The sequence below is a fragment of the Sphingobacterium sp. DR205 genome (assembly GCF_011064245.1).
Lineage (GTDB): Bacteria > Bacteroidota > Bacteroidia > Sphingobacteriales > Sphingobacteriaceae > Sphingobacterium > Sphingobacterium athyrii.
Genome location: NZ_CP049333.1, coordinates 6,696,901 through 6,709,741, shown reverse-complemented (window position 1 = coordinate 6,709,741; position 12,841 = coordinate 6,696,901). Strand labels below are relative to the sequence as shown.

Sequence of the window (12,841 nt, the reverse complement as noted above, 5' to 3'; positions counted from 1 at the left end):
GATTATTGGTTTTGGTTGTATGGCCGGAGAGAAATCTTCGGCCATTTTTGTGTTACAATAACCAAAAGTATCCGCAATTATAGTAAATTTAGCCTTTTAATACTAACCAATATATGGCATCGTCAAGATCATTTGCATTTACAGAAGACTGGGTAGTCGTCATTTTGGGACTCGCCACCATTTTTTTAGCACTTTCAGGTATTTTTGCGCCCGTCCCTAATTTTTCCTGGAATAATTCTTCCGAATTGGCCGCTACAATTTTTGAGCCGGCCAATCTCAGTAAGATTTTTCAGCAGTTTATCTTCGTCTTTGTGGCAGGTATTCTGGGGGCATTTTTGCTCGGTAAATCCGTCAAACATCTGCTGATCGTATTTCCGGTAGTTTTTATTCTGACCGTATTCGCCTTGATATTGGCAGGTAATTCGACGGTGAAAGAATATAATCTCGAAGCTGTTATTTTTAGTTTGATTATCGGTTTGATCATCAGTAATTGCTTTAAGTTGCCTACTTGGTTTAAAGAAGCCCTGAGCACCGAACTATATGTCAAGATCGGATTGATTTTACTGGGTACTACGGTTATCTTTGGCGATATTCTTAAAGCGGGTTCGCTAGGGCTTATTCAGGCTTTGGCGGTTGTGTTGTCAGTATGGTATTTTGCTTTTTGGCTCTGTAAAAAATTGAAGATAGATAAGGAAATGTCCCTGATGTTGTCTAGTGCGGTGTCCATTTGTGGTGTTTCCGCTGCCATAGCTACTTCCGGCGCGATTAAGGGTGATAGCAAAAAGCTCTCCTATGTGATTTCCCTAGTGTTGATCACTGCAATTCCAATGATGATTTTTATGCCTTATATGGCGGAATGGATGGGCTTGTCCCAAGAGGTTACCGGTGCGTGGTTAGGAGGTAGTATCGATACTACCGGAGCTGTTGTTGCTTCCGGTTCCCTGGTGGGAGAAGAAGCGTTAAAGATCAGCACAATTGTTAAATTTTCACAAAATGTATTGCTAGGACTTGCGGCATTTGCGATCAGTATCTATTGGACCTATGCAAAATCTGTGGATGATGAAACAAAGCGGGATAAACCGACGCTAAAGATTATCTGGGAACGCTTTCCTAAATTTGTGCTTGGATTTGTATTTGCATCACTACTATTTTCATTTGTAATTTCTCCTGAAAAAATTGATACTATCAAGGGAAGTCTGAAAAATTTACAAGGCCTCTGGTTTACCCTGGCATTTACTTCGATCGGTCTGGAGACCAATTTCAAAGATCTTTTTGTGCAGGATAATAAGAAACCCCTTTATGCATTTTTGATTGCGCAGACCTTTAATGTCGTAGTGACTTTGTTGATAGCGTTGATACTGTTTCGATAATTTATAGGTGAAAAATTGAGCCGAATACTTTCGGGATTAAACAATATTTGTGAAAAAGTCCACCAACGTTGGTGGATTTTTTTGTTCTAGCCTTTTTCATTTTCTAGATATAGTAATAGTCACGCCAAATGGCTTCCAAGAAAATAGAAGATGCAATTTTTTCTTACTAAAGTGTTTAGGTTGTCGGATAAGAGATTGTTGGTCGTAAATGAAAAAGCAAAGCTAAATCTAAGGGGAAATCTCATGTACAGGAATAGATCTGAATGTATAAAATCTCTTTTTTACAATGTAAGTATCTGTTAATTAGTATTTAATGGTATTTTTTGAAAAAATATTTATAAAATCTATCAAATTAGTAGTCTTTTAAAAAATATTTATATATTTGTACTGTTATCCTGATTTACAACTTGTCATGAAGGGATCGCTGAAAAATGAATATACTTAATTATGGAAAGAATGAAACAAGATTACTTTTTAAAAACAAGCTTACAAACTGCTTCGTTAGAAGTAGATTTTACTACCGTAGAAAATAGTGAAAAACGAATGTGTTGTTAAAATTTCTCTCTTACACTCTCTTATATTAGAAAAGGGAAGCCGAGGCTTCCCTTTTTAAACAAAGTTTTAACAATGAAACAAGTTCTATTGGCGTTGGCACTTGTTTATTTTCACTATTAAACTGAATAAATTTATGAAAAAAAATGCTATTTTTCGAATTAGCGTGATTTTTAGCTTGCTTTTGGCGGCGTCTTATCAGACTTATGCGCAAGTAGAAAATCCTAAACCAATTATAAATGCTTCATTAACAGGTACTGTCGTTGATGCGGTGACAAAAGAGCCTTTACAAGGTGTAACCGTGCAGCTTGAAGCCGTTACCCATCAGGTGAAGACCGATAGCAAGGGCGTATTCCAGTTTGTTACAGGGCAAAAACTACCTTTTACACTTATTGTATCCATTGTGGGCTATCAGACACGACGTGTTGTTGTAGACCAGTCGCCTACCCTGATCGAACTTACTCCACGATTGGAGGCATTAGACCAAGTGGTCGTGACTGCCCGTAGACGCAAAGAGCAATTGCAGGATGTCCCAATTCCTGTTTCTATCATCCGTGGGGCAGCACTGGAAGACGCCGGGGCTTTTAATGTCAATCGACTAAAAGAACTTGTCCCAACAGTGCAGCTGTACTCTTCCAATGCACGTAATACAACTCTGAACATTCGGGGCCTCGGTTCGACTTACGGCCTGACCAATGATGGGATAGACCCGGGTGTCGGATTCTATCTTGACGGTGTCTATATTGCACGGCCTGCAGCAACTTGGCTGGACTTTATTGATATTGACCAGATCGAGGTATTGCGTGGTCCACAGGGGACACTTTTCGGCAAAAACACGACCGCAGGAGCCTTTAATATTACATCGCGGCTACCTCAATTTACACCTGAGGCTAATGTTGAAGTCAGCTATGGCAATCAGGGCTTTATTCAGGCAAAGACGTCGATCTCTGGACCTCTGGCTAAAAATCTAGCTGCCCGCGCTTCCTTTTCTGGCACACAACGGGATGGGAATCTTTTCAACGTCCACAGCAATCGAAAGATCAACGATATCAATAACCTCGGATTCAGGGGGCAATTATTGTTTACACCAACGGAAAATATCAAACTTGTGCTCTCGGGTGACGTTTCTTCCCAAAAGCCGGATGGTTATGGTTGGGCAGTTGCCGGTGTTGTCAAAACTCAGCGGGCTGATTACCGGCAGTTTGATGCCATTATCAAAGATTTAGGCTATGAGCTGCCTTACAAAAGTGCATTTGAACGTAAGATAGACCTCGATACGCAATCCAAAGCGGACAATAAACTGGGCGGCGTAGCGCTGAATGCTGATATCAAGATTGGTGAAGGTACTTTGACATCAACTTCAGCCTGGCGAAAATGGACCTGGGTGCCACTCAATGACCGGGATTATTTAGGCCTTCCTGTTTACACAGTTTCTGCCGGTAATTCGGTACATAACCAATGGTCGCAGGAATTTAGATATTCGGGCAAAATCAGTGAGAAAGTGAGTGGCGTGGTCGGCTTATTTGGTCTGTGGCAGGACCTTGGTACTGATCCTGTACATACTGAGGAAACGGGTTCCGCATTTTGGCGTTTTCAAAAAAGTTCGACAAGCGCCTTATGGGAAACTCCTGGACTATTTGACAACTTCGGGATCAAGACCGTTTACGGTATCAAAAGTACAAGCTTAGCCGCTTATACACAGATTGATTGGGAGGTGACTTCGAAACTTCATATCTTGCCGGGACTACGCTATAACTACGACAAGAAGAAAGCAAATTACGACAGACAGACTTATGGTGGGCTACAGACATCCGATCCGGCGCTGTTGGCTCTCAAGAACGGGGTCTATACCAACCAGACGTTTGATATAAACGCAGATGCAGATAATTTTTCTGGTCAGCTTTCGGCAAAATACCGTTTCAATCCGAAGATCAATGCTTATACTACTTATTCCATCAGCTATAAACCAATTGGAATCAATGTGGGGGGATTACCGACGGCAAATGGAGCGGTACTGTTGGATCTGGCGGAGGTAAAACCGGAAGCGGTACGCCACAAAGAGCTAGGGGTGAAGACCAATCCAACACGCAACTCGATCCTTAATCTATCCCTTTATCAAACCGATATCAAAGATTATCAAACACAGGTTCAAACACCCGAACCAGGTGTAAATCGCGGTTATTTGGCTAACGCCGAGAAAGTACGTGTCAAAGGCGTGGAATTGGATGGTAACATCAATATCGGGCACTTTCTGCGTTTAAATGGGGCACTGGCATATACCGATGCGAAATATGTGAAATTTACGAATGCACCCGTGCCATTGGAGGAGGTTGGTGGACCTCAGGCTTTCAAGGATATTTCAGGCGGAGTTCTTCCCGGAGTTTCCAAATGGTCCTGGTCTTTAGGTGGGGAAATCAATCAGAGTGGCAAATTGATCGGAATCAATGGCTCCTACTTTTTAGGTGCTGATCTTTTCCATCGTTCTAAGTTTTCCTCAAGTTCATCCCCGTCTCAATACCTGAACATCGATGCTTATACACTGCTGAATGCAAGACTTGGTTTTAGAGGGTCAAATGGTGTTTCGGTTTTTGTGTGGAGCAGGAATCTGACAAATAAAGATTACTATGAGCAGTTGCTCGCTGCTCCGGGTAGTTATGGCCAATATGCTGGTGTCGTAGCCGATCCAAGAACCTATGGCGTAACGCTGCGCTACAATTGGAAACAGGGGAATTAAATAAATCCGTAATTCATAAATATATTTTCATTGACCGTCTCTAATGATTTAGGGACGGTTTTTTTTGTGTCCAAAACAAGGGATAATGTCAATGGAAAATTATTGGCGATAATTCTTGGCTTATGCTTGCATTATTTATGGAAAACCGTATCTTAATTCATCATTAAGGTGAAAGAGTTGCGCATGAACGAAAAAGAGCTATTACAACATTATAAAACAACAGGAGATATATCTGCGCTGGGGAAATTATATTCACCTTACATGTCTTTGCTTTATGGTGTATGCTTCAAGTACTTACAGGATCCCGATCGTAGCCAGGATGCGGTGATGCAGATTTTTGAAGAACTCATTCAGAAGCTGCGCCATTACGAAATTGACAATTTTAAAAGCTGGTTACATGTATACAGTAAGAATTACTGTTTGATGCAATTGCGCAAAGACAAGAGGACGACACAGGTGGATATTGAGGATAATTTGTTTGAGAGCGAGCAGAAACTCAATAGCAGTGAAGAGGCAAAATGGGAAGAACGGGATTTTGAAAGATTAGAAGGTTGCATGCAAACCTTAAATCAGGAACAGAAAGAATGTGTGCGTTTGTTTTATCTGGAACAAAAGTGCTATAAAGATATTGCAGATTTAACAGGGTATGACCTGAATAAAGTCAAGAGTGCTATCCAGAATGGGAAGCGCAATTTGAAGATCTGTATGGAAAGGAAAGAAAATGGAAAATAATTATCAATTATCGCGAATTCATAATTACATCCATGGCCTGATGAGTAAAGAGGAAATGTTTCAACTTGAAAAAGAAGCATTAGAAGATCCTTTTTTACAAGATGCCATTGATGGGTATCGATTGCAAAATGGTGTGGATGCTAGACAGTTAAGTTTGTTACAGCAAAGGCTTAACCGTCGGGTAGAGAATACAATAGCGACCAGACACGCGCAATATTATACCTGGCAGCGTTTGGCTGTAGGTGCGGCCGCGGGAGTTTTGTTTGTTGTATTATTGGCGCTTCTATATTTTAAACATTTCAATGGTAAAGCCGAGCGCACCACGGATGTAACCTTAAGTGAGCCGGAGAACCTAGTGACTATCGAGCCCTTGCTCGATGGCGGCGATGCGACTCCACTGGGAGGCTGGAAAGCATTCGAACACTATTTAAACAATCAACTGAAGGATACAGGGATTGGAGGGACGATTATAGTCAATTTCACGATTGGTCAAGATGGTCTTCCGGCTCAGATTCAGGCGGAGGGGACTCCTGCTCAAGCTCTTGTTGAGGAGACCATAAGGCTTCTTCGGTCGGGTGCTAAATGGCAGGGAACAAAAGGTCGCCTGAAGATTACTTTTCCCCTAAAAGAGATGAAGGATCCCGCCCAATCGAATATCATCAAACCACCACATTGTTTTGGGATAGAAAAATCTTAGTGCAAAAAAAATGAGCCATTTCTCTTGAAGGAAACGGCTCATTTTTTTGAAAATAGTATCCATCCTTAAAATGCATACCTTAACCCCAGCTGAATTTGGTAGGGATTACCGTTCAAATTAGATACACCAACACCTGAGCTCATATTGTAAATATATTGTTGGTTGGCAGCATCGAAACTCTTGATAGCGTAGAGGTTCTGTTTGCCCAAGTTATGTCCTACACCCCAGCTTCTTTTTAAGAGGTTGGCAACATTGAAGATATCTACTGATGCCTCAATACCATGTTTCTTGTATATCTTTACATTTTTGGCCAAATGTAGATCAAATACACCATAGAAGCCGTTAATACCACCGTTCCGCTCGGCTACGCGCCCAAGGTTTCCATTGATATAGTTTTTAATGCTTTGTTCTGCTTTAGGATCATCCAGAATTGCTTGAATTCCATCCTTAATGTATTCTGGTGTACTACTGCTATTCGGGTCATAGACAAACGCAAGATCGTTGGAATTTACAAAATCACCATTGACATTTCCATTTACGGCCAGGGAATAACGTGAACCTGCAATTCCGCTAAAACGCAATCCAAAGGATACTCCCCATAACGATGGCATAGTACCATAGAAAACGACCTTATGGCGGAACTGATTATCCGAATACGCCATTGTACTTAAGTCACGCGGATCATCTTTGACCATTAGAGAGAGAGTCGCGGTATTAGCGACATTGCCATTATACGAGGTGTTGTCCTTTGTATCATTCCAGGTATACGACATCGTTATTTGTCCATCTTTGTAATAACGATAAGTTCCGTCCAATACAACGGTGTACGAATTGTTTTTTCCATCACTGTTCATCTCTAGTACCCGGCCGACCTGCTTGGTCTTACGGCTATTGGTCCAGTTGGCTGCACCATTTGTCGTATTGATGCTCGACGCCGGAACATACACTCCACGGTTACTTTCGGCGGTCAATCTAAAGTAAGGGTCTTCTACCATGTTACGATCTACATACATATAGTTATTGCGTCCCCAAGTTCCATAAGCACTTAAACCGATGCGTAGCGAAGGCGAGAAAAAGTGGTTTATAGAGATGTTGGCTTTATATACAGTCGGCACTTTAACATCCTTACTGTTCATATTGATTGTAACAAGTTTTTCGATCTTTGGATTGTCCAACAGTTCGCGTCCTGGAGCTGTATCGGGGTCCTTGCGATATCCTGCGAAATTTGGCTTAGGAATTAATGTAGGATCCGTGATATCTACGCCAGCAATGCGTGAACCATCAAACAACATATTGTTTAACATTGAATATGGGTTGAGTGCCGACCCAAATATACCAGCTCCAAAACGGATGATATTTTTCTTCTCTTCATTGATATCCCAGTTGAATTGCACACGAGGCTGTATTTGAAATGTGTTAATCCCATTGTCGGTTGAAAGACCTAACTCGTCATAGACCGTTTGGTTGAACGTAGCTTTCTTGAGGTATTTCGTGTTGTCTAGACGTAGGCCGCCGACTACGTCAAGGCCTCTCGCGATCTTAGCTTCCATCTGCCCATAAATACCTATGGCCAAATTGTTGACCAAAGTATTCTCTTTGTCAGTCATATAAACATCACGGGCATAGCGATAAGGAGTTAGGTTATTGAAGTTTTGTAGACCTGTAAAATAGAAACGACCGTTCATTTCACTGCCATAACGAAAATCCATGTTGGTATACATGATATCCGCGCCGAAAGTATATTTGATCTTATCCGTATTGTAGTATACGTTGTTGACCAATTGCAACATATTACCGTTGAACCATTCTGGCGAAAAGCGTTGACCACCGAGTTGGATCGAATTGTTGTATTTATTTGTACCATCTACTGATTGGATAGATTCAACGATAGCGCGGGGAATACTATGTGACTGGTCAAATCCATCAACATTATGTTGTGCCTCGGAGCGTTCGTAAAAATGTTGGATCTTCAGATCATTTGTCAATCTGGAACTAATCGAAGTACGCAAAGAAGCCATAAGGCTATTGTTTATATACTTCCTGTTGGTGTACGATTCAAAAGCGTTGATACCGGTATTGTCCCCTTCTTGTTGGTTATCCAGATCATAAACAAAATTATTGCGAATAGTCAATAAATTTTTTTCATTCAGTTGCCAGTCGATTCGCGCGAAAGCAGCGTCAGTCTTCTTCTTTTTGTCAAAAGAACCAAATAGACGGTCGGCACTAGCGCCATATTTACCTACTGCAATCTCTGTAAACTCATCTAAAGTAGCTTGTGTTACTTTGTAACGGGCAATGTCCTCTGTTGTTTGAATATCAGCGATCTGAAGGGGTCGAGTATCCATTTGCCGGTCCCAGGTGACAAAGAAATGGGCTTTGTCCTTAATGATTGGTCCCCCAAGAGAGAAGCCATATTGGTAGGTGGAGAATTTCTGTTTGCGTGGTGTTCCGTTCAGGTTATACTTGCTCGATAGCCAGCCTGCACGTGCGAAAGTAAAGGCACTTCCAGTGAGGGTATTTGTCCCTGATTTGGTCACAGTCGTAATGCTTCCGCCGCCACTGCGGCCAAAGGTGACGTCATAATCGTTGGTGACCACCTTGAATTCTCGAATAGCCTCCATAGAAATTGAATAGGCACCACCACTATTTCCACCAGCTACTGTGCTTCTGGAGTTCATGCCATCTACCGTAAAATTAGTTGATGAGGCCCGCTGACCCGCAAGATTTGTGCCGCTGCTGACAGGTGATAAGTCAATTAAAGAAGAGAAATTACGTCCATTCACGGGCATCTTTTTGAGATCATTGGCCGTAATGGCTGTAGATGCTCCCAATGTTTTGATCTTGTTTTTTAAATCGGCTGCTGCCCCTTGTACGATTACTTCATCCAATTTATTCTCCGCGGAAGATAAGGTAAAGTCTACATTGAGTTCATCGCCATAGCTCAATTTATAATCGGTTTTCTTTTGTTCAGCGTAGCCAATGTGGACCACTGTAATACTATATGGAGAACCTAAAGGCAATTGCTGAAAGGTATAGACACCGTTTTGGTTAGTCAGTGTCGTTTGTCTAAAACCGGTCGATTCATTTTTTACGGATACCGATGTTCCTTTCACTGGTCCCTTGTCATCAGTGACACGACCAGTGATTGTAGCCTCGGTACCTTGGGCGTAGCTTCGATTTGGAATTTGAACAAATGTAATAAGGGTTAAGAGCATTAACCAAATGATTTTTTTGTGCATGATAATTTCAAGTTTAGTTGATGATGCTTGTCACAAGTATGTTGCGAAATTATCCTTGCAAGATTGCCAAATGATTAACTACCTATTATTAAATATTTAAGAAAAATGAACTTTGGTAATCCATTGACCGTAATTAATTAATCTATAAACAGCGGTTCGCTCGGATTCTTCCAAGCCGCTCGCTGCCGGTTCATGTGCCTTAGACTGATGACGTCCTAAGCAAAATTGTATTTAGTATCAATCTTTCCTTCTTATTTGGACATGATAATGTTAACGATAGAAATCTAAGGGAAACATTTTTTGTTAACTAACTTTCAATCCAACATCAGGTAAACGATGTAGAGCAGAGAGATTTTATTGTCGATGAAAAATACATCTTTGAGGTAGGAGGGAGAGACCAGTCCAATCAACAAATTCAAGGCATAGAAAATGCCTACATCGCAGCAGATGACATTGGGTTTGGTCGTGATGCTAAGTAAAAAAAATCAGAAGCGGCCTAGAGGTATGGCTAGACCGCTCTGTATTTCTATATATTGGGATTTATTCTTCCCAACGAATTTTTTCTTCAATCGGTGTACGTATCGGCTCACGCGCCTCTGACTGGTGATGTCCCAAGTAAAATAGGCCGATACATTTTTGGTTCTCTTCCAGATTAAGGAAACCTCCCAAATGATTAATTAAGCCCGGTGTTGCCCAGTATCCACCAATATTCAACGAATGTGCAGCGAGCCACATATTTTCTACAGCGGCAGCAGTACAAGCCAATTCTTCCCATTCGGGAACTTCACCCGTATAATTGACGATAAGCGCAATGGCAACATTCGATTGTGTTGCTTTTTTGCCCATGGTGATCTCCGTTGCTTCCGTATATTTCTCCGCTGGTGTAACCGATTTATAGATGCGCGATAATTCAGTACCCAAGCGTTGAAGTCCTTCTTTGCGGAAGATGACAAAACGCCAAGGTTGTGTCCGTTTATGTGTTGGAGCAGCATTAGCTGCTTCCAAAATGCTAAGGATATCCTCTTTGCTTACTTCCTCTTCAGTAAAAGAAGCCTGAAATACCGATCTTCTGTAGTGTATTGCTTTTAAAACGTCGTTTTTCATTAAAAATATGTTGATTTTAGAATGTATTTATGCTTTTTCTTCCCATAAAGATACAACATGCAAAATTGTTTTGACCGCTTTTTCCATATCTTGTGCTGATACCCATTCCTGTTTCCCATGAAATGCATGTCCACCCGCAAAGATATTAGGACATGGAAGGCCCATAAACGAAAGCCGTGATCCATCGGTACCACCACGGATACTTCTTCTTTCTGCGACCATACCTGCTCTTGTAATAGCTTCCATGCCAATTTCCATAATTTCTGGATACTGATCAAGGACCTCTTTCATATTGCGGTATTGCTCTTTTACAACAAAGGTATAGCTGCAATTTGGATATTGACTGACGATGGATTTTGCTATTGCTTCCAGTTCATCTTCATGTTTTTTCAGATTAGCTGTTGCATGATCACGGATGATAAATTGAATCTCTGCCTTCTCCACCGATCCACTGATATTCACTGGGTGCACAAAACCGTCCTTTTTATTGGTGCTTTCTGGAGAAAGTCTGTCTTTCGGTAATGCATCGATGATGGCACTTGCGATTTTAATCGCACTTTGCATCTTTCCTTTTGCAAAACCAGGGTGCACGGAGACGCCATGGATCGTTAAAGTTGCTCCATCTGCCGAGAATGTCTCATCCTCGATCGTGCCGGCTTTTTCGCCGTCCATGGTGTAGGCAAAGTCTGCCGCCAGACGTTTTAAATCTGCTTTATCAACCCCACGGCCGATTTCTTCGTCCGGTGTGAATAAAATCTTGATATCACCATGTTTAATCTCCGGGTGTTTCATCAACAGACGGGCAGCATCCATTATTTCAGCGATACCCGCTTTATCGTCTGCCCCCAATAATGTTGTTCCACTGGCGGTAATCACATCGTTTCCGATTTGATTGGCCAGGTCGGGATGTTCTGCATATTTGATTACAATGCTCGTATCGTCAGGAAGTACCAGATCTTGGCCTTGGTAATTGTGGTGTACCAAAGGTTTGACATCTTTGCCCGAGGAATCCGGAGAAGTGTCCATGTGAGAACAGAAACAGATCACTGGAACTTTCTTGGCTGTATTGGAAGGTATAGTTGCATAGATGTAACCATTTTCATCCATAGCGGCATCCGAAATGCCCAATGATAAGAGTTCTTCTACCAATAATTTACCCAAATTTTTCTGTTTTTCCGTAGACGGACATGTCGGAGAATTGACATCTGACTGTGTATCAATCTGTACGTAGCGCTGAAATCTTTCCGAAACTGAAAAGTCACTTATGTTATTAATCTCAAATGTGCTCATTTTTATCGCCCTAATATGATAAGGGTGACCAAATTTACAAATTCTAATGGGCTTCGACCAAAAACAAACAAGACTTGTCAATAAACTGACAAGTCTTGTTTACTAGAGGTAATATTTCGCTAACCTCCTGTATCTCTCTTGGGGCTAATTCTAGATTTAGCTTATTTTTTTTCGTCGGCGTAGCCAAATACTTTCTGCAAGATATTTGTATTTCTGCTTCCGCCGATATTGTTTCTAATTTTTGATTCTTGATCCGCTACCTTAATAAATAAACCATCTATGGCCTTTTGTGTGACATAAGCGGTGAGGTTTGTTTCTACCTTATTGCCTAGCGGCAAGTTATTATAGGCACTGGTCAGCTGTGTCCAATATTGGTCAACATTATTCACGCCCATTGCCGATTTAATGACAGGACTGAACTTGTTTGTCAATTCAGTTGATGTATTTGTTTTGAAAAATGTCGTTGCGGCATCCTGCTTGCTACCCAATAGAATATTGGTTGCATCGGTGATGGTCATTTTAGATAATGCATTCACAAATACGGGGGCGGCTTCTTTTACGGCTCCTTCCGCAGCTCTGTTCATGCTCTGTATAAATTGATCACATAGTTTGCCCATACCCACAGCGCGAAGTGTTTTCTCTACTTTTTGAGCCTCCGCAGGCATTAAAATCTTAACTGCTGCATCACCTAAAAAGCCGTCTTTTTTTGCCAGAGACTCGATACTTAGGTTGAGACCGTTGCTTAAAGCCTGTTTAATACCCAGTGATGCATCCTTACTTGATAAGGAAGCTAAAGTATTCGATTTATTTGAACTTGAAGTCGAAGACCCGCTAGTTGAAGAATTCGTTGTTTTTGTGCTATCGGTTTGACCTTGGCTTGCCTTGTTCAAGGCCTCATTAATCTTTTTAAAGATCTGCGCTTCGCTGTTGTTGGAGTACAAAAGCCCCGAAACAAATAGGGTACAATATAGTAATGGAAATTTCATCATGATATGTTTTGCTGTCAAAATTAAGGATATCGACCGTTAATTTTTGTAAAAGTTTAAATTGTCGACTATTATTTCCATGAGATTGTCCATATCCGTAGTAAATGCGCCACAATCTTAATGCTGCGAAAGCTGCG

General features: G+C 41.4%; 8 protein-coding genes. 4 read left to right on the top strand and 4 right to left on the bottom strand.

Going from position 1 to position 12,841, the window contains the following annotated elements; genetic code table 11:
• Positions 1 to 113 precede the first annotated feature (113 nt).
• The 4 genes from G6053_RS28250 to G6053_RS28235 all read left to right on the top strand — a co-directional run bounded on the left by G6053_RS28250 (position 114) and on the right by G6053_RS28235 (position 6,085).
• Positions 114 to 1,370, top strand: coding sequence for a putative sulfate exporter family transporter (locus tag G6053_RS28250; protein ID WP_108634816.1), 1,257 nt, complete (start codon positions 114 to 116; stop codon positions 1,368 to 1,370).
• 688 nt (positions 1,371 to 2,058) lie between these two features.
• The gene (locus G6053_RS28245) at positions 2,059 to 4,656 is read left to right on the top strand and encodes a TonB-dependent receptor (RefSeq protein WP_108634817.1); all 2,598 of its coding nucleotides are present in this window, start codon (positions 2,059 to 2,061) and stop codon (positions 4,654 to 4,656) included.
• Positions 4,657 to 4,839: 183 nt separating this feature from the next.
• The gene (locus G6053_RS28240; RefSeq protein ID WP_108634818.1) at positions 4,840 to 5,388 is read left to right on the top strand and encodes a sigma-70 family RNA polymerase sigma factor; all 549 of its coding nucleotides are present in this window, start codon (positions 4,840 to 4,842) and stop codon (positions 5,386 to 5,388) included.
• A complete protein-coding gene (locus tag G6053_RS28235; protein WP_181390579.1) occupies positions 5,378 to 6,085 on the top strand; it encodes a hypothetical protein in 708 nt (235 codons plus the stop codon). The genes G6053_RS28240 and G6053_RS28235 overlap by 11 nt, the downstream gene beginning before the upstream one ends.
• A 65-nt stretch (positions 6,086 to 6,150) precedes the next feature.
• On the opposite strand, the gene G6053_RS28230 is transcribed toward G6053_RS28235, so the two are convergent.
• The 4 genes from G6053_RS28230 to G6053_RS28215 form a co-directional block, all read right to left on the bottom strand.
• Positions 6,151 to 9,324 carry a carboxypeptidase regulatory-like domain-containing protein gene (locus tag G6053_RS28230; RefSeq protein ID WP_108634819.1) on the bottom strand — a complete coding sequence of 1,058 codons (3,174 nt, stop codon included), beginning with the start codon at positions 9,322 to 9,324 and terminating at the stop codon, positions 6,151 to 6,153.
• Between the two features lie 540 nt (positions 9,325 to 9,864).
• Positions 9,865 to 10,428, bottom strand: a complete 564-nt coding sequence (locus G6053_RS28225; RefSeq protein WP_108634820.1) for a nitroreductase — start codon at positions 10,426 to 10,428, stop codon at positions 9,865 to 9,867.
• Positions 10,429 to 10,455: 27 nt separating this feature from the next.
• Entirely contained in the window at positions 10,456 to 11,718 is a 1,263-nt protein-coding gene (gene pepT, locus G6053_RS28220) for a peptidase T (protein ID WP_108634821.1), read from the bottom strand.
• Between the two features lie 161 nt (positions 11,719 to 11,879).
• Complete coding sequence (locus G6053_RS28215) at positions 11,880 to 12,707, bottom strand: DUF4197 domain-containing protein (protein ID WP_108634822.1); 828 nt, start codon at positions 12,705 to 12,707, stop codon at positions 11,880 to 11,882.
• Between the last annotated feature and the right edge of the window lie 134 nt (positions 12,708 to 12,841).

Coding starts and splice junctions, on each gene's coding strand:
- G6053_RS28225 (WP_108634820.1), bottom strand. CDS start 10,428: ATGAAAAACGACGTTTTAAAAGCAATACACTACAGAAGATCGGTATTT.
- G6053_RS28240 (WP_108634818.1), top strand. CDS start 4,840: ATGAACGAAAAAGAGCTATTACAACATTATAAAACAACAGGAGATATA.
- G6053_RS28235 (WP_181390579.1), top strand. CDS start 5,378: ATGGAAAATAATTATCAATTATCGCGAATTCATAATTACATCCATGGC.
- G6053_RS28230 (WP_108634819.1), bottom strand. CDS start 9,324: ATGCACAAAAAAATCATTTGGTTAATGCTCTTAACCCTTATTACATTT.
- G6053_RS28250 (WP_108634816.1), top strand. CDS start 114: ATGGCATCGTCAAGATCATTTGCATTTACAGAAGACTGGGTAGTCGTC.
- G6053_RS28215 (WP_108634822.1), bottom strand. CDS start 12,707: ATGATGAAATTTCCATTACTATATTGTACCCTATTTGTTTCGGGGCTT.
- pepT (WP_108634821.1), bottom strand. CDS start 11,718: ATGAGCACATTTGAGATTAATAACATAAGTGACTTTTCAGTTTCGGAA.
- G6053_RS28245 (WP_108634817.1), top strand. CDS start 2,059: ATGAAAAAAAATGCTATTTTTCGAATTAGCGTGATTTTTAGCTTGCTT.